General features: G+C 53.9%; 17 protein-coding genes. 10 read left to right on the forward strand and 7 right to left on the reverse strand.

Annotation, left to right across the window (positions count from 1 at the left end):
• The 4 genes from ACK5LI_RS09675 to pspA form a co-directional block, all read right to left on the reverse strand.
• Nucleotides 1-111: transposase (locus ACK5LI_RS09675; protein WP_416948979.1), on the reverse strand; the 111-nt coding region annotated here is incomplete at its 3' end.
• Between the two features lie 221 nt (nt 112-332).
• Nucleotides 333-689, reverse strand: a complete 357-nt coding sequence (pspC, locus tag ACK5LI_RS09680) for an envelope stress response membrane protein PspC (RefSeq protein ID WP_416948684.1) — start codon at nt 687-689, stop codon at nt 333-335.
• A 68-nt stretch (nt 690-757) separates the two neighbouring features.
• Complete coding sequence (gene pspB / locus ACK5LI_RS09685) at nt 758-1,024, reverse strand: envelope stress response membrane protein PspB (RefSeq protein WP_416948686.1); 267 nt, start codon at nt 1,022-1,024, stop codon at nt 758-760.
• A gap of 145 nt (nt 1,025-1,169) precedes the next feature.
• Nucleotides 1,170-1,835 (reverse strand): phage shock protein PspA, encoded by a 666-nt coding sequence (gene pspA, locus ACK5LI_RS09690; protein WP_416948689.1) that lies wholly within the window; start codon nt 1,833-1,835, stop codon nt 1,170-1,172.
• A gap of 167 nt (nt 1,836-2,002) precedes the next feature.
• On the opposite strand from pspA, the gene pspF reads away from it, so the two are divergent.
• The 4 genes from pspF to ACK5LI_RS09710 all read left to right on the forward strand — a co-directional run bounded on the left by pspF (nt 2,003) and on the right by ACK5LI_RS09710 (nt 5,854).
• Complete coding sequence (pspF, locus tag ACK5LI_RS09695; protein ID WP_416948691.1) at nt 2,003-3,136, forward strand: phage shock protein operon transcriptional activator; 1,134 nt, start codon at nt 2,003-2,005, stop codon at nt 3,134-3,136.
• A gap of 42 nt (nt 3,137-3,178) precedes the next feature.
• The gene (locus ACK5LI_RS09700) at nt 3,179-5,179 is read left to right on the forward strand and encodes a molybdopterin biosynthesis protein (protein WP_416948693.1); all 2,001 of its coding nucleotides are present in this window, start codon (nt 3,179-3,181) and stop codon (nt 5,177-5,179) included.
• Nucleotides 5,176-5,631 (forward strand): YbhB/YbcL family Raf kinase inhibitor-like protein, encoded by a 456-nt coding sequence (locus ACK5LI_RS09705; RefSeq protein ID WP_416948696.1) that lies wholly within the window; start codon nt 5,176-5,178, stop codon nt 5,629-5,631. Before ACK5LI_RS09700 ends, ACK5LI_RS09705 begins: the two co-directional genes overlap by 4 nt.
• A gap of 61 nt (nt 5,632-5,692) precedes the next feature.
• Nucleotides 5,693-5,854: a hypothetical protein gene (locus tag ACK5LI_RS09710; RefSeq protein ID WP_416948698.1), complete on the forward strand. Its 162-nt coding sequence runs from the start codon at nt 5,693-5,695 to the stop codon at nt 5,852-5,854.
• A 102-nt stretch (nt 5,855-5,956) separates the two neighbouring features.
• On the opposite strand, the gene ACK5LI_RS09715 is transcribed toward ACK5LI_RS09710, so the two are convergent.
• The 3 genes from ACK5LI_RS09715 to ACK5LI_RS09725 all read right to left on the reverse strand — a co-directional run bounded on the left by ACK5LI_RS09715 (nt 5,957) and on the right by ACK5LI_RS09725 (nt 8,097).
• Entirely contained in the window at nt 5,957-6,298 is a 342-nt protein-coding gene (locus tag ACK5LI_RS09715; protein WP_416948700.1) for a hypothetical protein, read from the reverse strand.
• 172 nt (nt 6,299-6,470) lie between these two features.
• Nucleotides 6,471-7,562, reverse strand: a complete 1,092-nt coding sequence (locus ACK5LI_RS09720) for an HDOD domain-containing protein (protein WP_416948702.1) — start codon at nt 7,560-7,562, stop codon at nt 6,471-6,473.
• 13 nt (nt 7,563-7,575) lie between these two features.
• On the reverse strand, nt 7,576-8,097 hold the full coding sequence (locus ACK5LI_RS09725) for a hypothetical protein (RefSeq protein ID WP_416948704.1): 522 nt from the start codon (nt 8,095-8,097) through the stop codon (nt 7,576-7,578).
• A gap of 138 nt (nt 8,098-8,235) precedes the next feature.
• Between ACK5LI_RS09725 and ACK5LI_RS09730 the strand changes: the two genes are divergently transcribed.
• The 6 genes from ACK5LI_RS09730 to ACK5LI_RS09755 all read left to right on the forward strand — a co-directional run bounded on the left by ACK5LI_RS09730 (nt 8,236) and on the right by ACK5LI_RS09755 (nt 21,960).
• Complete coding sequence (locus ACK5LI_RS09730) at nt 8,236-11,706, forward strand: PAS domain S-box protein (RefSeq protein WP_416948706.1); 3,471 nt, start codon at nt 8,236-8,238, stop codon at nt 11,704-11,706.
• 14 nt (nt 11,707-11,720) lie between these two features.
• The gene (locus ACK5LI_RS09735) at nt 11,721-13,178 is read left to right on the forward strand and encodes a sigma-54-dependent transcriptional regulator (RefSeq protein WP_416948708.1); all 1,458 of its coding nucleotides are present in this window, start codon (nt 11,721-11,723) and stop codon (nt 13,176-13,178) included.
• A 448-nt stretch (nt 13,179-13,626) separates the two neighbouring features.
• Complete coding sequence (gene nifJ, locus ACK5LI_RS09740) at nt 13,627-17,283, forward strand: pyruvate:ferredoxin (flavodoxin) oxidoreductase (protein WP_416948710.1); 3,657 nt, start codon at nt 13,627-13,629, stop codon at nt 17,281-17,283.
• A gap of 124 nt (nt 17,284-17,407) precedes the next feature.
• The gene (locus ACK5LI_RS09745; RefSeq protein WP_416948712.1) at nt 17,408-19,120 is read left to right on the forward strand and encodes an L-lactate permease; all 1,713 of its coding nucleotides are present in this window, start codon (nt 17,408-17,410) and stop codon (nt 19,118-19,120) included.
• 159 nt (nt 19,121-19,279) lie between these two features.
• Nucleotides 19,280-20,662 carry an FAD-linked oxidase C-terminal domain-containing protein gene (locus tag ACK5LI_RS09750; protein ID WP_416948714.1) on the forward strand — a complete coding sequence of 461 codons (1,383 nt, stop codon included), beginning with the start codon at nt 19,280-19,282 and terminating at the stop codon, nt 20,660-20,662.
• Between the two features lie 5 nt (nt 20,663-20,667).
• Nucleotides 20,668-21,960, forward strand: a complete 1,293-nt coding sequence (locus ACK5LI_RS09755; RefSeq protein ID WP_416948716.1) for a (Fe-S)-binding protein — start codon at nt 20,668-20,670, stop codon at nt 21,958-21,960.
• Nucleotides 21,961-22,104 lie beyond the last annotated feature (144 nt).

Below are 22,104 nucleotides of genomic sequence, written 5' to 3' on the forward strand. Positions count from 1 at the left end.
CACTGCGCGCTTCTTCTCTCCGTAAAAAACTTGCCGCCGATACTTTGGCGCAAACACTACGTGGTATTTGCAGTTCCATTTTGTGTGGGCTAAACTCTTAGTGTCACCCATTGTGGCCTCCTTTTGATTTGCCACCTGCAGTTGCCAGACCGCAGGGATTAGTTAGCAAATCAAAAGGAGTTTTACTAATATCTCTATAGCTTTAAGCTTTACGGAACCCCCCGCCTAGCGGGGGGTTTTCTGCATACAAAAACAAAAGCGGCCCGAAGGCCGCTTTATTCTTTCAATACTCTTATACGAATGCTCTCAGACACAATTAAACGCTGCTTGAGTTAGTCTCGCCTGTGAAATCGACGCTCCCAGTCAAAGTCACGGCTGGTTACGGAATCTTCCATACGCCGGATGCGCCTGTCCAACCTGTCGAACTGATCCTTCAGCCGCGCAAGGGCAGATTTACGCGAAGCCACATACGATGAATAGAATTCATCCTCGTAGACATCTTCCACCGGCACCACGGGTTTCGGCTTCATAAGCAGGCCAGCTAGAATATACAGACCAAGCGCAGGCCACAGGCCGGTAGCAAGAGCACCAAGAATCACAAACAGGCGTATCCATTTGGGCTCAACCTCAAAGTATTCACCCAGCCCTTTACAGACACCCATGATTTTGCCATCACGTGCTCGATACAAGGGTCTCTTTCCGTACGGATGACAACGCTCATGGCCATTTCTGCAGCCTGCTGATTTATATCTTCTCATTACTCATCCTCCATACGCTCCCGCTGCCGACGGCCGGAATGCGCATCACGCTCAAGCAAAAGAGTCTCCAACGCTTCAACCCGCTGTTCCATACGGTTCATTCCGCGGTACAATTCCTGAATCATTCTGGTTTCGTCCATGGCGGCCTCTGATTCCGGCCCCGGCCTTCTGTCGCGCAACATACGCAGTAAAAGAACCAGAACAATGGCAATGGCAATAAGCGGAACTACCATGAACCAGAACATACCCATCGGGATCGAATGCATGATGACTATTACTCCCTGTAATCTGAACGATACGGCCTATCTGCCGGCAAAGAGGTACGCTTTACATGTACCTTTCATATGCTACATGAGCACGGCGCAGGGTACAACAGAATAGCGTACTCCATGCCCGGCTTGCTTGCCGGATCTACGAAGCAGGGTTCACCTTGCGTCGCAGCTCTTCCAGTTCGCGCTCGACTTCGTCGGCACCTTCCAGATCGGCAAATCGCTCTTCCAGATCAGGCTTACGAACAGGGGTTTCAATTTCCGCTTCTGCTTCCATAAATTCCACACGCTGTTCCAGCTCATCAAAGCGGCGCATTGCATCCAAAGACACGGCGCGGTTCATATCGCGTCTGGCCTGAGTACGCACGCGGGCATGAGCATGGCGCTGCATCAGCAAGCGTTGCTTTTCGCGGGCGGCGTTCAGCTTTTCTTCCAGCGTGGTGATATCTTCGCGCGCCTGATCGACCAGACCTTCAATACCCGCCAGTTCACGCAGTAACGCATCTACTTTTTCCTGCTCGCGGAGCTTTTCGTGCAACGCTTCCCGGGCAAGGTCTTCGCGGCCACGGCTGACGGCCATTTCGGCACGCTGAGCCCAGCGGTTTCTGTTCTGCTCTACAATGTCCAGCTCACGGCCTACACGCTTGGCTTCGGCCATGCTGCCTGCGCAGTTGGCTTTCAACTCGACCAGCGTTTCTTCCATCTCGCGAATCATAAGTCTGATAAGCTTTTCAGGATCTTCGGCCTTGTCCAGCATCGCGCTCATATTGGCGCTGACGATATCCTTGAATCGGGAAAAGATGCCCATGGCAGACTCCTTGTTTAGTATGTCTCCGGTAAAAGCAGTTTTTGTGCCAGCCGACAAAAGCAACATAACCTCCTGCATTTAAAGACACTTCAAGACAACGCACAGCGTGCTATCGGCATTTAAAACTAATTTATAGCTTTTTTAACCAAATATTGGTAATTAAAACCATGCCGAAACCAGCACCGCCTCACGCGGCCCATGTGGAAGCATTGGGCAACTCTGATGTCTTTCTTGCCTTTCAGGAAAGAGTTTCACGAGCTGCACGCGTAGATCGCCCTGTGTTGCTGCTGGGCGAGCGCGGAACAGGCAAGGAGCTTGCCGCTGCCAGACTGCATTATCTCTCACCGCGCTGGCAGAACCCGTTTGTTACGCTCAACTGTGCTGCGGTTTCCGAGTCATTGATGGAATCGGAGCTGTTCGGCCACGAAAGCGGCGCCTTCACCGGTGCGGCAAGGCAGCGGACAGGCCGTTTTGAACGGGCGCACGGCGGCACACTTTTTCTGGATGAGATAGGTAACATGCCGCTGCCCATGCAGGAAAAAATTCTGCGGGTTGTTGAATACGGTGTTTTTGAACGGGTCGGGGGTTCGCACCCTGTGGCAACGGACGTACGCATTATTGCGGCTACCAACGTTGACCTTGTGCAGATGGCAAACGCCGGTAAATTCAAGCGCGATCTTCTGGACAGGCTGGCCTTTGAAGTTTTGACGCTGCCCCCCTTGCGGGCGCGTAACAATGACGCCCTGCTGCTTGCGCAGCGATTTGCCGCTTCAATGGCAACAGAGCTGGGGCTGCCAGACACACCGGTTTTTTCGGAGCATGCAACACAGCAGTTGTTTGCGCACCAGTGGCCCGGCAACATACGTGAACTGAAAAATACAATCGACCGTACCGTCTTTCACGCAGACGGTGACATAATAGACAGCTTAGAGCTGGACCCTTTTGTCTCTCCCTGGCGGCAGGGGCTTGCGAAACAACCTTCAGACGCATCGCAACCCGCGTCTCAAGAGCCTCCTTCACAGCGACCGCAAGCGCCCTGCCCGCAAGGGGAATCCTCGCTACCCTCTGCGCCCCCCCTTACTACCTGCTCTGCTGCCCACTCCACGGGCCCTCTTCAGCAGACAGACCTGAGCACTCCCCTCCAACAAGCAACACGCCAGCTGGAGCTTGGATACTTGAAAGCCGCATTGGAGCGCACCCGCCATAACCAGCGCGAAGCCGCCGAGCTTCTCGGACTGACGTATCACCAATTTCGCGGGTTGTTCCGCAAACATAAACAGGATATTGTCAGCACTGCCTAATTTATCAATCACGCATAGCACAGCACACAAGCGAGTAACGCCATGTCCTCCTTCAAGCGCAATGTCTACCTGAAGACGGTTCCCATACCGCAAGCGGTAGAAACAGTACGCAATGTTCTGGACCGTGAGACTCTGGTTCGCACCGAGCAGGTTCCCGCACATGAAGCAGCAGGCAGAGTGACGGCAGAAGCCGTTTTCGCCCGCTATTCATCCCCCACGTTCCATAGTGCCGCAATGGACGGCTTTGCCGTACGGGCAGAAGACACTTTCGCCGCACACGAAGACGCCCCTGTTGTTCTTAAAGTTGTACAGGCAGGTTCAAGTCTGCCGCTGCAACAAGGGCACGCCGTGGCGGTGAATACCGGCCATCCCCTGCCGCAAGGTGCCGATGCGGTCATCATGATCGAAAATATAGTGGAAGCCCTTCCGGACAGCGCACAGCCAAAATCGGTCACTATCGAAGCTCCCGCATTTCCGTGGCAGCACGTGCGCCGCATAGGTGAAGATATCGTTGCCACAGAACTGCTTTTCCCGCAGGGGCACAAAATAAATGCATACGATGTGGGCACACTGCTTTCCGGCGGCATATGGGATGTAAGTGTTTATGAGCGTATCCGCGTGCGCATCATTCCTACAGGCGATGAAGTTCTCGATTTCACCACCCGCCCCGAACCCGGCCCCGGTCAGGTAGTGGAAAGCAACTCGCAGGTGCTTGCCACTCTGGCCCGCAGTCTGGGGTGCCATGTGGAACGCATTCCTCCTGTTCCGGATTCGCCTGCGGCCATTCAGAAAGCGGTTTCCGACGCGCTTGATGACAAGATGCACCTGACCATCATCTGCGCAGGCTCATCGGCTGGAAGCAAAGACTTTACCCGCAGCACCATCGAAGCGTTGGGCGAGGTACTGGTGCACGGCATTGCCGCCATGCCCGGAAAGCCTTCGCTGATGGGTATCTGCAGAGGCAGACTTGTTGCCGGTGCCCCCGGCTATCCTGTCAGTTCTGTAATCTGCTTTGAAGAACTGCTCACACCGCTCGTATCATGGCTGAGCCGCAGCGAAACTCCGCAACGTGAAGAAGTGCACGTGGAATTGACTCGTAAAGTGCCTTCCAAACTGGGTGTGGAAGAATTCATGCGCCTTTCGGTTGGCAGAGTGGGTGCAAAATACGTAGCCACCCCGCTTGGACGCGGCGCAGGTTGCATCACCACGCTTTCAAAGGCGCAGGCCGTCACCCGCATTCCTGCCAACGCCGAAGGTCTGGAACAGAACCAGACCGTGCCTGCAGAGCTTATGGTTTCGCGCACATCGCTGGAACGTACGCTTGTATGTGTAGGCAGCCACGATAACACGCTGGACACATTGGCTGACGAGCTGATGGGACTTGATACGCCTTTCCGTCTTGCCTCCAGCCACGTGGGCAGCATGGGCGGCATCATGGCCATTAAAAACGGCTCATGCCACATGGCGGGTATGCATCTGTTTGATCCCGAAACAGGCGACTACAACGTTCCCTTTATCCGGAAGTATCTTCCTGACACACCGGCAGTTCTGATCAACCTTGCCATACGCCATCAGGGATTCATTGTGCCCAAAGGCAACCCCAAAGGGATCAGCGGGATTGAAGATATCACGACACGCGGGCTGCGCTTCATCAACCGGCAACGCGGTGCAGGAACACGCATTCTTTTTGACTGGTACCTGAAAGAAAGCGGTTTATCTCCTGACGCTGTAAACGGGTATCGCAAAGAAGAATACACGCACATGGCTGTTGCCGCCAACGTACTGACAGGCAGCGCCGACTGCGGCCTGGGTATCCGCGCTGCGGCCCGCGCATTGGGGCTTGATTTCGTACCGCTTGCGCGGGAGCGCTATGACCTGCTTATTCCGGAACAGTTCATGGAAGATCCACGCATCATGGCTGTACTGCAATTGCTGTCTTCACCGGCATTTCTGGCACGTATCGAAGCTTTGGGCGGATACGAAACAACACTTACCGGACAGGTCATGCAGGCCGGAACCGCGCTGGGAGAATCCACACGATGAAACTGCACTGCCCCGCATTCGTTCAAGGCGAAACACTGCCCGAAGAAATGCTTGCCAGTGGCGGCATTTCCCCCGCGTTGGAGTGGGACAATGCCCCGGAAGGCACCGGCAGCTTTGTGATTCTGTGTGATGATCCAGACGCCGAAGGCGGCACCAGAACCCTCTGGATGATCTATAATTTGCCAGCGGATATGCGCACTCTCGAAGCAGGCGTCATAGACGACTTTACGCCCATGAAGGGCGCTTCCCACGGCCTGAATGAAAACGGCAAGTGTAGATACGACGGGCCGGAACCGTCATGTCATCCCCGTCGGGTACATTTCAGACTTTATGCGCTGGACAAACGGCTGCCCCTCAAGGCCGGAGCGGCCCGCGGTCAACTGCTGCGAGCCATGGAGGGCCATGTCATCGCTGAAGCTCGCATAACCGGACTTGTCGAATGTCGCAGATAAAGTGTCATCTATATCATGCTTTTAATATATAGCTTTTTAAATTAAATTTAAGGAGCTTGATATGACTTACCGTAGAAAAAATGGAAGCGACACTTGGTATTTCTGCAAAAACTGTACAGCTTGGCCTGATAAGGACTTTGACGAACGCACAACCAAGCCCACAACCGGTGAACTGTGCAACCAATGCAAAGCCAAAGCAGAAAACAACAACTGCACCAAGTAAAAAAAAGCGACCTCATGATGAGGTCGCTTTTTTAGTCCGCCTGCGGCCTGTGCCATAACACTGCACAAGCAAAACAGAAATATTTTTGTCTAACGGGCTACACTAGACGCGCTTGCCCTTTTCAAACTGCACTGCAGTCCCGTAGCATGAAAAGAACTTACTGCCGTCAGGATGAAACGCCACATTTTCCTGATAGCCGATGATCGCCTGCGCACCTTTGTTGACGGCACGTGCAGCCATCCCGAAAAAGGCTTCTTCAGAATCGTATGCTCTGCAAGCTACCAGTCCGAGCACCTTACCGATTGTCCGACCTTCCAGAGCTTCAGTGGTCACAACGGGAAAACGCCCGTTCCGGAACAATTCTTTGACCACTTCAACATTTTCAATACAGCCGGATTCGGACTTTTTGCTCTTTTTTTCGCTACCGCCAAGCAAAAACAACATGGAAGGCCTCCTTTACATCACTGCGCGGCATAAAATACCGGCAGAAGTGGATACGATAATTTAGTATATCCACACAGATGCAAAGCACTTGCCAAACGCAAAACATATTGATTTTAATAGAGATACTTTAATAAGAGCAATACGAATGCCAGAACTATGACGCCTGCGGAGGTTATGAAAGCAACAAGTCGGATGTTTCGCGCAGCAACTCGTCAAGATTCACCACAATCTCTTCCAACTGCTCGATACTAAGACCAAGGCGCTCCCAGGCGTCGACTTTAAACTGGGGCAGCAAGTGCATCCCGCTGACACCGATACCCAGCCCTTTGACAACAATATCTGCCAGATGCACTACGCATGGTTCAAGATTTCTTGTATTACGCTCCGGCACGTGATGATGAAGCGTGGAAAAAACAAGGGACATGGGAAAATTCCACTTGCGCAGCAGCATACCGCCCAGCGTACCGTGGTCAAAACCAAGCACCCGTAATTCGGCATCCTGCGAGGGCACACCATAGTCAGAGCACATGGCAAGAATGGCAGCAGACCGTTCCGGCAGCGAACTGAACACCACAAGGCGCCCGATGTCGTGCAGAAGCCCTGCCACAAAAAAACGCTCCGGCTCCTCTTCGCCCATGGCCTCTGCAAGCTTTCCGGCTACAACGGCACACGCGATACTGTGCTGCCAAAAAAGTGTCAGGTCCATGTGGGCTACAGGCAGGTCACGCATGGAACCGATTACCATAACTCCCAGAGCGAGAGTGGAAAGCTGCTGCCGCCCTACCAGCGCAACAGCACGCGAAATGGTTTCAATACGCGAAGGAAAGCTGTAAAAAGCGCTGTTGACCATGCGCAACAAAAAAGCGGAAAGTCCTGCGTCACGGCTGATTACTTTGGCCACAGCTGCGGCAGAGGCATTATCATCCGATAATACGTCGCGAAGCTCTGCAACTACCGCAGGCAACGAGGGAAGCTTGATTTCTTCACGCAAAAGCGCCAGCGGATCAAGCGGGGTAAAATCCACAAATCCCAAATCCTGCGGCACAGCCTGAACATCTTGCGGAACCTTGCCTCCGGCAATTTCCGCAACCGTACGCTCAAGCCCGTACCGGAAAAGAAGCGCGGTCACCTCGTCGTGCGTTCCGGCATGACGGAAGCGGGCCTCAACAATTTCGCGGGCATTTTCATACCGGGGATCATGCCGGATATCTGCTGTCTGCGTGTTTCTCAACTTGCTCTCCGTCATAGCCTTGCGTCCTTCCATGTTCTGCCCTATCTTACAGAATGGGCATAGCTCCCATGGACGCCTGATATAGATAATTAATTACAGCAAAAACATACCAGACCATACCCGCAAGCATACACTTTAGTGACCAAAGAAACAGAATCGTCTTTTTATTCCGTACTGCAATCACCAGACACATACTTTCGGCTACCGAAGCCCGCTGCATTGCAGAAATCCAATGCAAACGGGTAACGCCGAACAACGCTATGCCCAGACTTACCAATACAAAAAGCAACCCCACAATCAACGGGACTCCGCTCAGCATACCGGCAACAACCATCCGGTGTCCCGAAAAGCCGGTAACCGAAATAAGCAAAGCGCCGATTCCGAAAATTGCCTGTGTACGTTGATTAAGTACACCAAATTGCCCCTGTAAGCTTTTCCATACTTCACTCTCGGAGCCGAGAACATCGAGCATATAGCGGTATTCCTGCTGAATGCGCCCGGAGTGGGGCTCAGTTTCCAGCTTGCTGGCTCTCATCAGCACAGGCACTTCTTTAGATTTTTCAATCATAAGACATTTATTACAGGAATATCGCCATCTCATGCAAGCAGCCATTTTGCCGTGCTTGACTGCGAGCGTTACCACACGTAGATTGATTCCTCGCTCAATCTAATCAAAACGCCTTACGGCACGGGCATGTTACCCTTCATGACTGCAGCAGATAATTTTCCCTTCCGCCATCAGCCGGACACGTCAACGTTCTGCCGTTCTGTGCTGCTTTCTCACGGCCTGCGCATTGCCGCCACGCTGGTTTTGCTTTGCGCCTTTATCTGCATCTGGTCGCAGCCTGCCGCAGCCCAGCAGGACAAACGCCGTAACGTCCTTTTTTTAAACTCATATCATAACGGATACTCGTGGTCTGACAAAATTCTGGAAGGTGTCAAAAATGTTTTTGCCGAGCAGGACAACTATAACGTTGTTCTGCAGGTCGAATACATGGACTCAAAAAAGTTCCATTATGATGACACGGTGCAAACCCTTTTCAGACTCTATCGGGATAAATTCCGCGGCAAGCATTTTGATGCGATTATCTGTTCGGACAACATCGCCTTTGATTTCCTGCAGCAGTTCCGCGACACGCTGTTTCCCGGTGTTCCTGTCATCTTCAGCGGGCTTAACGACTTTCAGATAGAAGGCTTGAAGCTGGATGGCTACACAGGTGTGACAGAAGAATATGACGTTGTTGCCAACCTGCAGCTGGCCATGCGTCTGCATCCGCAGATGAAGCGAATGGTTGTCATCGGAGACACCTCTGTCACCGGCACGGCCATCCGCAACCAGATAAAACGCGCGTTGTCAGTGGTCGAAGGCAAACTGCAGGTTGAATTCTGGACAGAGTACCGGCTGGAAGACATGCTAGAAAACGTGCGCAGGCAGGGCCCTGACACCTTTTTCTACTTCATTCCCATGTACCGCGACATTGACGGGCAATTTTATTCCGCACAGGAGCTGCTGGAAAAAGTACACGCCAACTCCAAAGCTCCGCTGTACTCCAACTGGGAATTTCTGCTGGGCCACGGCATTCTGGGCGGCAAGCTGATTTCAGGCGTCCGTCACGGTGAAGTGGCCGCCAAGATTGCCATGCAGATTCTGCATGGCACACCTGTTGATGAAATTCCTATCATTTCCGCAGCGGATGCTGCAGACAGTGAAACATACATATTTGATTATAACGAACTCCGCAGGCTGTTCATCACTCCTGAGCAGTTACCCGACGGCTCAAAGCTGATCAACGAGCCCAGTCCGTTCTATGAACTGAACAAGCAGGTATTCTGGACAATCATCATCTTCATGGTTCTGCTTTCGGCAAGCATGGTCATGCTGACTATGAATATTCTGGAAAAGCGGCGTGTTGAACAAAAAATAAAAGACCAGCTGTCTTTTCTGCGCCTGCTCATGGACACCATTCCGCTTCCGATCTTCACAAAAGATAAAAACGGCAGTTTTCTGCAATGCAACAAGGCGTTCGAAGAATTTTTCAACGTGGACAGAGAATCCCTGCTGGGACTTTCCGGCAATCCGGATAACAGTGCCGTACTGGCTCTGACAGACCCTTCGGATGTACGTCTGCTCAGAAGGCCTAATATTGAAATCAGCGACAAAACCATTGAAGGGCCGGACGGCAAGCTGCGAAATATCATTCTGCACAAGGCTACCCACAACAACGCGCGCGGCGATATTGTGGGCCTTGTGGGCGTGGTGTTTGATTACACGGCACGCCGCAGGGCAGAAGACAGCCTGAGAGCGGCAGAAGAAAAATACCGTTCAATCTTCGAAGGTTCACCTCTGGGTATTTTCCGCATCAGACCGCAGGATGAATTTATTGATCTGAACCCGTCACTGGCGCGCATGGCAGGGTATGATTCTCCCGAAGAACTGGCTGCCGAACTGCCGGTAAGCGTTTCACGGCTTGTGGAAAAAATAACCGAAGACAATACCGGCCCCAATGAAGTTGTGGACTTTGAGCACACCTTTGCAAAGCCGGACGGCAGCAATGTGACCGCGCACATAACACTGCGCGTGGCGCGTGATGAGACCGGTGCCATCAGCATGCTGGAAGGATACGCCGAAAACGTCACACAACGTAAAGAAGCGGAACAGGCGCTCAGTGAGTCACAGCGTATGTTGCAGCTGGTGCTGGATAACATTCCGCAGCTGGTAAGCTGGAAAGACGCATCATTGCGCTACATCGGTGCAAACAAATCGTTTGCTCAGTTCTTCGGCATTGACGAACTGGAAGGTGCAATCGGCAGGAGCGACATCGAAATTCTGCCTGATGAAGCACAGGCGTTACGACTGAGAGATGAAGACGAAGAGGTCATACGCTCGAACACCCCGCGCTATCGGTATAAATGGTCCACAACAGCAGCAGACGGAAAAAGCGTCTGGCTGGAGACTAACCGTGTGCCGTTGCACGATGAAAAAGGGCACGTTGTGGGTCTGCTGACAACAGCAGAAGACGTCACACAGAAAATCAACCTTGAGCGGCAATTACTGCAATCTCAAAAAATGGAAGCTATCGGCACGCTTGCCGGTGGCATTTCGCACGATTTCAACAACATCCTGACGTCCATCATCAACTCCATTGAGCTGGCTCTTACGGATGTGGAAGCTGCCTCCATAACATTCAATGACCTGATGCGCGCCCTGAAAGCAGCACAGCGCGGCAGCCATCTTGTAAAACAAATACTTACGTTCAGCAGGCCTTCCGTAGAAGGCTTTGTCACCACCGACATCAACGAAGCCCTGAACGAAGCTGCAAGCCTTATCAAGGCATCACTGCCGCGAAACATCGACATCCGGCTGGCCATTCCGCCGCGTCCGTCGCTGACGTACGCTGACCCGACGCAGATTCATCAGGTTATCATGAACCTGTGCACCAACTCGTTTCAGGCGCTGCGTGAAACAGGCGGAGTGCTGGAAATCAATCTGGAGCAGGAACCGCTGGCAGAAGAGGCGGCTCAGGAGCTTGCCGTTTCAGCAGGCAACTACCTTAAATTGACTGTCAGCGATGACGGCCCCGGCATTCCGCTTGTAATTGCAGACAAAATTTTCGATCCGTTCTTTACCACCAAAGGCAAAACAGAAGGAACAGGCCTTGGCCTTGCCGTTGTGCATGGTATTGTAAAGGCTCACCGCGGTGCAGTACGGGTGACTTCAGAGCCTTTCAAGCGCACTGCGTTTGAAATATGGCTGCCCATGCTTGACGCGGAAGGCACTCCGCTGCCCATATCCGATGCCGGTGATCTGCAGGGCGGTGACGAACGGATATTGTTTGTTGAAGACGATGATGACCAGTTGCACACAATTCCCCGTGTGCTTGAATCGCTGGGCTTTACCGTACGTGCGCTGAAAAGCCCTTCGCGGGCTGCCCAGCTGCTGCGCGAAAACCCAAGAGCATACGATCTGGTCATAACTGATTACGACATGCCGGAGACCAACGGCCTTGAACTGGCAGACGAAATCAGCGATATTGCCCCGCACATTCCTGTTATTATGGTGTCCGGGCGTGACGTGGTGGCAGAAGGAGCCGGCGCGTTCCCCAATATCAAAGCAATCGTACCCAAGCCCTACAACAGAAACATCTTGTCCGAGACCATCCGCAGGGTTCTCGGGTAGCTATGGAACGCATCATGCCCAGAATACTGGTCATAGACGACGATACTATCGTTTGCGAAACCATCGGAAGCCTTCTTTCACGACTGCAGTACGAAAGCCGCTCTGCCCATACTCTGGAACAGGGCCTAGCACTGCTGGAACAGGAAGATTTCGACGTGGTGTTTCTGGATGTCCGCCTGCCCGATGGTAACGGGCTGGAGGCGCTGTCTAAAATCAGAAAGCACGAGAACAGTCCCGAGGTCATTATCCTGACCGGAGAAGGTGATCCTGACGGGGCCGAGCTGGCTATTCAGGGCGGCGTCTGGGACTACCTAGTCAAACCCACTCCCATCAAGCAGACCACTCTCACGTTGAACAGAGCGCTGCAGTACCGGCAGGAAAAGCTTAACAAGCAGTCCGCTCCGCCAGTCGCCCTGAACCTTGACGGAGTTGTCGGCAGCAGCGAACGGATTCGTGAGTCCTTCAATATTGTCGCACAGGCCTCGGCAACCGACACCAATGTACTCATTACCGGCGAAACAGGTACCGGCAAGGAGCTGTTTGCCCGCACTATCCACAAAAACAGTGGCCGTGCACACGGCCCGTTTGTAGTTGTGGACTGTGCCGCCCTTACTGAAACTCTCGTGGAATCCACGCTGTTCGGTCATAAGAAAGGCGCATTTACCGGTGCCCAGTCTGATCAGGAAGGTCTGGCAAAACTTGCCGATGGCGGCACCCTTTTCCTTGACGAAGTAGGTGAAATGCCCCTTTCGCTGCAACGTGCTTTTTTGCGTTTTCTGCAGGAAAGAACCTTCCGCCCCGTTGGCGGGACACAGGAAGTAAAAAGTAACTTCCGCCTGATTTCGGCAACCAACAGAGATCTGGACGCCATGGTCAAGCGGGGAGAATTCCGCAAGGACCTGCTGTTCCGTCTGAAGACCATGCACGTGGTACTGCCGCCGCTGCGTCAGCGCCTGACAGATTTGAAGCCCCTTGCCATGTATTATGTAGACAAGCTGTGCGAACAATACAGCGTGCCCAACAAGGGTTTCAGTTCTGACTTCTTTACTATGCTTGCCCGTCACGACTGGCCGGGCAACGTCCGCGAGCTCTTTAACGTGCTGGAGCGGGCATTTGTGGCATCCGGCCTTGAAAGCATGCTTTATGCCATGCATCTGCCGCAGGAACTGCGCATCAAGGCGGCAAAGGCACACCTTTCAAAAGACAGCAGCATCAATCAGAGAGAACCCCGTGAAAATCAGGCAGTCTCTCCCGTCAGCTTGATTGAAGAATGCACGCCAACCAGAGCACAGCATGGCGGGCTGCCTTGCCCGCTACCTGACATGCGCACGTTTAAACGCATGATGGAACGCAAGTATCTGGAAGGCATCATAGCCCAGCACAAAGGGGATTTGCCGTCGATACTGGAAACGTCGGGCCTGTCGCGTTCACACTTCTATGCGCTGCTGAAAAAGAATAATATTGTGCTTTGATTCTTGGTGGCACTTTACGGTATGATCAGAAGTGTGCAGGAATTTTGCCTGCATACCTTGTCTGTTTTTTCAGACAAGATTGTTTTCCACTTTTCCAGACAGCCTGAATCGGCTCTACTAAATGTCTTCATGCTGCTTCAGATAATTTTTTGATGAGATTTATGTTCCAGCAGCGTTGCAAAAGCTGTCTTTTTTTTCAGACTCTGTATTATTGCCCGGACAACAGCACCACCCCAAAAAGGAGGTAACGCCGCGAATAAACAACGCATAGCATACAGACACACCATGGCACAAATTTTGTAATTAGCGGAAGCTGAAGCTACCCTCGGCACCTGCGGGTTCCGGACGGGTACTACTTCGGCGCATGAGGTTATCACGGATGCCCGAATCCGGCTGATAATCACTCAATAACATCATGCTTCAAGGTTAGAAAAAGGAGTTTACACTCATGGCCAAGCAGATGAAGACGATGGACGGTAACACCGCTGCTGCGTATATCGCATACGCACTGAGCGACACCGCCGCCATCTACCCCATCACCCCCTCTTCCAACATGGGCGAAGTGGCCGACGACTGGGCCGCCGCCGGTAAAAAGAACATCTTCGGACAGACCGTATCCGTACGTCAGCTTCAGTCCGAAGCAGGTGCAGCAGGTGCCGTTCACGGTTCTCTGGCTGCCGGCGCTCTGACTGCCACCTTCACGGCATCTCAGGGTCTGCTGCTGATGATCCCCAACATGTACAAAATCGCCGGTGAACTGCTTCCCGGTGTTTTCCATGTTTCCGCCCGCGCACTGGCTTCGCATGCACTGTCCATCTTCGGTGACCATCAGGACGTAATGGCCTGTCGTCAGACCGGTTTTGCTTTCCTTGCTTCCAACTCTGTTCAGGAAGCAATGGACATGGCACTGGTTGCTCACATGGCTGCCATCGAAACCAGCGTTCCTTTCTGTCACTTCTTTGATGGCTTCCGTACCTCTCACGAGCTGCAGAAAATCGAAGTCATCGACTACGAAGACATCAAGGGCCTGATCAACATGGAAAAGGTGGAAGCTTTCCGCCACAACGCCATGAACCCTGAGCACCCCCATCTGCGCGGTACTGCTCAGAACCCCGACATTTACTTCCAGGCACGTGAAGCCTGCAACCCCTTCTACGAGCAGGTTCCCACTCAAGTTCTGGCTGCAATGAAGAAGGTTGAAGGCGTTACCGGCCGTAAATACAAGCTGTTTGACTACGTTGGTCACGCTGAAGCCGAGCGCGTCATCATCGCCATGGGTTCCGGCTGTGAAACCATCGAAGAAGTAGTTAACCACATGGTTAAAAAGGGCGAGCGCGTCGGCCTTATCAAGGTTCGTCTGTTCCGTCCCTTCTCCACCGAACACATGCTGGCAGCTCTGCCCGCAACTGCACACACCATCACCGTACTCGACCGCACCAAAGAGCCCGGCGCTCTGGGCGATCCCCTGTACCTCGACGTGTGCACCGCTTTCATGGAACACGGCGAAGCTCCCACCATCATCGGTGGCCGCTACGGTCTCGGCTCCAAGGAATTCACCCCCGCCGACGTTGTTGCCGTATACGACAACATGAAGGTTGCCGGTCCCAAGAACCACTTCACCGTGGGTATCATTGACGACGTAAGCCACACTTCTCTCGAAGTCGGTGCAGCTCTTGATACCGTTCCTGAAGGAACCGTACAGTGCAAATTCTTCGGTCTGGGCGCAGACGGTACCGTTGGCGCCAACAAGCAGGCCATCAAGATCATCGGTGACAACACCGACATGTACGCTCAGGGCTACTTCGCTTACGACTCCAAGAAGTCCGGTGGCTTCACCGTATCGCACCTGCGTTTCGGTAACGAGCCCATCCAGTCCACCTACCTTGTTAACCGTGCCGACTACGTGGCCTGCCACAAGTCCGCATACGTCACCCAGTACGACGTGCTGGAAGGCATCAAGGAAGGCGGCGTGTTCGTACTGAACTCGCACTGGAACCTTGAAGACATGGAAAAAGAACTGCCTGCTTCCATGAAGCGCACCATCGCTGCCAAGAAGCTGAAATTCTACAACATCGACGCTGTTAAAATCGCCGGTGAAGTTGGTCTGGGCGGCCGTATCAACATGGTCATGCAGACTGCATTCTTCAAGCTTGCCAACGTGATGCCCTTTGAGCAGGCAATCGCACTGCTGAAAGACTCCATCAAGAAAGCATACGGCAAGAAGGGCGACAAGATCGTTAACATGAACGTTGCCGCTGTTGACAAAGCAGTGGACGCTCTTGTTGAAGTTCAGTACCCCGCATCCTGGGCAGAAGCCACCGACGCCGGTTGCGGCTGCGGTTGCGGTCACGACGTACCTGACTTCATCAAAGACGTTGTACGTCCCATTCTGGCTCAGCAGGGCGACAAACTGCCCGTTTCCTCCTTCGAGCCCGACGGACTGTTCCCTGTTGGCACCGCTGCTTTCGAAAAGCGTGGCGTTGCCATCAACGTGCCTTGCTGGCTGCCTGAAAACTGCATCCAGTGCAACCAGTGCTCCTACGTATGCCCCCACGCAGCTATCCGCCCCGTACTGGCTACCGAAGAAGAACTGGAAGGCGCACCTGAGTCCTTCGTAACTGTTGAAGCAAAGGGCAAGGAAGTTAAGGGCCTGAAGTACCGCATGCAGGTTTACTCTCAGGACTGCCTCGGTTGCGGTTCCTGCGCAGATGTCTGCCCCGCGAAGAACAAGGCGCTGGTGATGAAGCCCATCGAAACCCAGCTGCCCACCGAAGTGCCCAACCTGGCCTTTGCTGAAGAAAACATCGCCATCAAGGACAACCTGATGAGCCGCGACTCCCTGAAGGGTTCGCAGTTCCAGCAGCCCCTGATGGAATTCTCCGGCGCCTGCGCAGGCTGCGGCGAAACTCCTTACGTAAAGCTGCTTACTCAGATGTTCGGCGAGCGCATGGTTGTTGCTAACGCAACCGGCTGTTCCTCCATCTGGGGCGCATCTGCTCCCACCACGCCTTACACCGTCAACAAGGACGGCCACGGCCCGACCTGGGGCAACTCACTGTTCGAAGACGCAGCCGAATTCGGCTACGGCATGAACATGGCTTACGTACAGCTCCGCAACAAGCTGGCCGACCTGTGCCAGCAGGCTCTGGAAGTTGCCGAGTCTGAAGAGCTGAAGGCTGCCCTGAAGGGCTGGCTGGAAAACAAGGACGACGCCGAACTGTCCAAGAAGGGCGGCGACGAAGTTCTGGCTTACATCGACGAGCTGGGCGACAGCCCGCTGGTAGATGAAATCTACGGCATGCACGACCTGTTCACCAAGAAGTCCGTATGGATCTTCGGTGGTGACGGCTGGGCATACGACATCGGCTTCGGCGGTGTTGATCACGTTCTCGCTTCCGGCGAAGACATCAACATTCTGGTAATGGACACCGAAGTGTACTCCAACACCGGTGGTCAGTCTTCCAAGGCTACCCCCCTCGGCTCCATCGCCAAGTTCGCCGCTTCCGGTAAAAAGACCTCCAAGAAAGATCTTGGCCGTATGGCCATGACCTACGGATACGTCTACGTTGCAAGCATCTCCATGGGTGCCAACAAGCAGCAGGTTCTCAAGGCCTTCAAGGAAGCTGAAGCTTACAAGGGCCCCTCGCTGATCATCGCCTACGCTCCCTGCATCAACCAGGGCATCCGCAAGGGCATGGGCAAATCCATGGAAGAAGGCAAGCTGGCCGTGGAAACCGGCTACTGGCCTCTGTACCGCTTCAACCCCGAGCTTGCTGATGAAGGCAAAAACCCCTTCATCTTCGAGTCCAAGGCTCCTAACGGCGAAATTCAGGAGTTCCTCTCCGGTGAAAACCGTTACGCCCTGCTCGAAAAGATGGCTCCTGAAGAGTCCAAGCGTCTGCGTATGCAGATCGAAAAAGAATACAAAGAGCGTTACGACTACATGAAGGCTCTGTCTGAACTGCCCGGCTTTACCGCCGAAGCAGGAAAGCCTGTAGCCGCCGGCGAAGATGCCGGTGAAGCATGCTCCGTAACCGCCACTGCCGAGCACGCTCACGATGATGCTGCCGGCAAAGCATGCGAAGACGGCCGTAACGGCAAATAAGCCTGAGGCCTGAGTATACCCGGCTGCCGGAAGGGAGCGGAAGCCCTTCCGGCAGCTTTAACCACAAGCCGCAGTGACATGTGTGGTTCGTCACTGCAACACCGCAAACTCAGAGGAGCGTTGTATGTCTGTGGAATTGTTGGCACTCGTTGCCCTGCTGCCGATTCTGGTAGCTCTGGTTCTGATGGTAGGCCTGCGTTGGCCCGCTACTAAAGCTATGCCCCTTGCATGGCTTGTCTGCGCCGCAGGCGCTATCTTTGCGTGGCAGCTGCCTGCCGGTTACGTAGCAGCTCTTACCGTGCAGGGCTTCATCACCGCTATCGGTATTCTGATCATCGTATTCGGTGCCATCATCATTCTTTACACGCTGCAGTATTCGGGTGGTATGGAAACCATTCAGTACGGCATGCAGAACATTTCCCGTGACCGTCGCGTTCAGGCCATCATCATCGGCTACCTGTTCGCAGCGTTCATCGAAGGCGCCGCAGGCTTCGGTACTCCCGCTGCTCTGGCCGCACCGCTGCTGCTTTCGCTGGGCTTCCCCCCGCTGGCAGCCGCAGTTCTCTGCCTTGTTTTCAACTCTTTCCCCGTATCCTTCGGTGCAGTCGGTACCCCCATTGTTCTGGGTATGACTCCCCTGAAAGGTCTGGTGGAAAAAGCAGTTGCCTCCGGTGCAGCCGGCGTCAACTTCACCAGCTTTGACAGCTTCAACATGATCATCGGCCAGTGGGCCACCGTGATGCACGTTGTGATGATCTTCGTGCTGCCCATCTTTATGCTGGGCTTCATCACCCGCTTCTTCGGCCCCAACCGTAGCTGGTCTGACGGCTTTGCCGCTTGGAAATTCTGCATTTTCGCAGCTGTGTCCTTCACTATTCCTTACCTGATCTTTGCATGGTACGTCGGTCCCGAGTTCCCCTCGCTGATCGGTGGTCTTGTTGGTCTGGGCGTTGTAGTTGCCGGTGCCAAAAAAGGCTTCTGCGTGCCTGAAAAGACTTGGGACTTCGGTGACCCTGACAAATGGGACCCCGAATGGACCGGTGATATCAAAGGCGGACAGGCTAAAGAATTCAAGGCTCACATGAGCCAGTTCAAGGCATGGCTGCCCTACATCCTGATCGGCGCCATCCTTGTTGTTACCCGTATCCCCGAGCTGGGCCTGAAGGGTCTGCTTGCCGGCCAGAAGATCAGCTTCAACGGCATTCTGGGCTACGACAACGTTAACGCCAGCATCGCATACCTGTACCTGCCCGGTACCATTCCGTTCGTACTCGTTGCTCTGCTCACTATCCTCATCCACGGCATGAAGGGCGACGCAGCCAAGCGTGCATGGACCGAATCCATCGCAAAGATGAAAAACCCCGCCATCGCACTGTTCTTCGCAGTGGGTCTGGTTTCCATCTTCCGCGGTTCCGGCGTTATGGATGCCGGCCTGAACCCCAACAGCTACCCCTCCATGCCTCTGGCCATGGCTAAAACCGTTGCCGCCATTGCCGGTAACGCATGGCCCATGTTCGCATCCTTCGTGGGTGGCCTCGGTTCGTTCATCACCGGTTCCAACACTGTTTCTGACCTGCTCTTCGCTGAATTCCAGTGGGGCGTTGCTCAGCAGCTTGATATGCCGCGTCAGATCATCGTTGCAGCACAGGTTGTCGGTGGCGCCATGGGGAACATGGTCTGCATCCACAACATCGTTGCAGCCTGCGCTGTTGTCGGCCTTTCCGGCATGGAAGGTACAATCCTGAAGCGTACCGTATGGCCCTTCCTGCTGTACGGTCTGGTGGTCGGCATCATTGCCTCCCTCCTTACCTTCAGCATTTACCCCAACTTGTTCTAACCCGCATGGGGGGCGGAAAGCGCGAATTCCGCCCCCCGCGGTTATACATGCATAGGCGACGGAGCGAACTTAGGTAGCTGCTCCGTTTTTTATCTCACAGGGTGCGGGTCACGCCGCCCCGGTGCAGAGGAAGAAACCACTCCGGAGGAAGCATCTCCCATGCTTAGTGAATCCCTTATCAAGGAATTTAAAACCATCGTCGGTGACGAAAACGTTTTCGACAACGAAGCAGACCGTCAGTGTTATTCTTACGATTCTGCAGTACTTGATGCCGTTGTCCCCGCATTGGTTGTGCGCCCGACCGAAACTGCACAGATCGGTCTGGTGGTCAAGCTTTGTAACGAAAACGGCCTGCCCATCACCGTACGCGGTGCAGGCACCAACCTTTCCGGCGGCACCATTCCGGACCCCCGCGACGGTGTGGTCATTCTGACCAACGGCCTGACCAAGATTCTTGAAATCAACGAACAGGACCTGTACGCAGTGGTACAGCCCGGTGTCGTTACCGCCAAGTTTGCAGCAGAAGTTGCAAAGCGTGGCCTTTTCTATCCTCCCGATCCGGGCTCTCAGGCTGTTTCCACCATCGCAGGTAACGTGGCTGAAAACGCCGGCGGTCTGCGCGGCCTGAAATACGGCGTTACCAAAGATTACGTCATGGGCATCGAATTCTTTGACGTTAACGGCGGACTGGTGAAAACCGGCTCCCGTACCGTCAAGTGCGTAACCGGCTACAACCTTGCAGGTCTGATGGCTGCCTCTGAAGGCACCCTTGGCGTATTCAGTGAAATCATCCTGAAGCTTGTTCCTCCGCCACGCGCATCCAAGGCTATGATGGCTATATTTGACGACATCAACAAAGCCTCTGAAGCTGTTGCCGGCATCATTGCCGCTCACGTTGTGCCCTGCACACTTGAATTCATGGACCAGGCAAGTATCCGCTACGTGGAAGACTACACCAAGGCCGGTCTGCCCGTGAATGCAGAAGCTATTCTGCTGATCGAAGTTGACGGTCACCCCGGACAGGTTGAAGACGACGCTGCCCGTGTTGAACAGGTTCTGAAAAGCACCGGTGCCGAAATCAAGGTTGCCAAGGACGCTGAAGAAAAGTTCAAACTGTGGGAAGCCCGTCGTAACGCTCTGCCTGCTCTTGCCCGTGCGAAACCGACCACCGTGCTTGAAGATGCAACCGTTCCGCGTTCGCAGATTCCTGCCATGGTTAAGGCCATCAACGACATCGCAGCCAAGTACCAGATCAACATCGGTACCTTCGGCCACGCCGGTGACGGTAACCTGCACCCCACCATTCTGTGCGACCGCCGCGACAAGAAAGAATTCGAGCGTGTTGAACATGCTGTAGACGAAATCTTCGACGTAGCGCTTTCGCTTAAGGGTACCCTGTCCGGCGAACACGGCATCGGTATGGCAAAGTCCAAGTGGATGGAAAAAGAAACTTCCAAGGCCACCATTGACTTCTCGCTGAACATGAAGCGTGCGATTGACCCGAAAAATATCCTCAATCCCGGCAAGATCATCGGAGGCTAATGCAAATGGCCGATCTGAATAAACTTGCCAAAATGCTTCAGGAGCTTGACGACCAGATGGTCGCCTGCATGAAATGCGGGATGTGTCAGGCTGTATGTCCGGTTTTTGCCGAGACCATGCGTGAAGCTGATGTTACCCGTGGTAAAATCGCCCTGCTGGAAAACCTTGCTCACGAGATGATCAAGGATCCTGTCAGTGTTCAGGATCGCGTCAACAAGTGTCTGTTGTGCGGCTCCTGCGCTGCCAACTGTCCTTCCGGCGTGCAGATCATGGACATCTTCCTGCGTGCCCGTGTGATCGTGAACACCTACGTGGGTCTTTCTCCCGCCAAGAAGGCTATTCTTCGCGGTATGGTATCTAACCCCAAGCTGTTCAACCTGCTGCTGGACATCGGCTCTAAATTCCAGGGTCTGTTCACTTCTCAGGCCAACGAACTGCTTGGTTCTTCATGCTCCAAAATCATGTCGCCCATCATCGGTGACCGTCACTTCTCTCCGCTGGCGAAAAAATCGCTGCACAGCAAGTACGGCACTCTTGATATACCCACCGGCAAAAGCGGCATCCGCGTGCTGTTCTACCCCGGTTGCGTGGGCGACAAGATGTACACCAACATGGCTGAAGCCTGCCTGAAGGTGTTCAAACACCACGGCGTAGGCGTATACATGCCCGATGCACAGGCCTGTTGCGGTATTCCCGCACTTTCTGCCGGTGACAGGGTAGCATACGACAAGCTTGTGAAGTACAATGTGGAGCTGTTCAGCAAGGGCACCTTTGATTACATCATCTCGCCCTGCGGTTCCTGCACCTCTACCATCAAAGAGCTGTGGGGCCACATGGGTGACGACTACCCTGCTGACATGAAAGCAAAAATTGCCGATTTCGCTGCAAAGTCCATGGACATCAGCGAATTTGTGGTGGACGTGCTGGGTGTAAGCCCTGCGGAAGTTCCCACCGGCGGTAAAAAAGTAACATTCCATGATTCCTGCCACCTGAAAAAGTCGCTCGGCGTGCACAAGCAGCCCCGCGATCTGGTACGCATGAACAAGAATCTGGAACTTGTGGAAATGAGCGAAGCCGACCGCTGCTGCGGCTGCGGCGGTACGTTCAACCTGTACCACTACGATCTGTCCAAAAAGATCGGACAGCGCAAGCGCGACAACATTGTCGCGTCCGGCGCGCAGGTTGTAGCCACCGGCTGCCCCGCCTGCATGATGCAGATGACTGACCTGCTGTCGCAGAACAACGACAGCGTGCAGGTAAAACACTGCATCGAACTCTACGCCGAAACGCTCGGCTAGAGTTTCTCAAGCAGGCGCACAGGCGCCGTGCAACAGCGTAGCTTAAGGCCCGCCCGTAGGGCGGGCCTTTCGGGCTGTGACGGAGCGGTTCCGTCAGGCCATATACTCCCCGGATGCCCGACCCGGGGCAGATGTAATGGATAT

It is taken from the genome of Oleidesulfovibrio sp., from assembly GCF_047973035.1.
Lineage (GTDB): Bacteria > Desulfobacterota > Desulfovibrionia > Desulfovibrionales > Desulfovibrionaceae > Oleidesulfovibrio.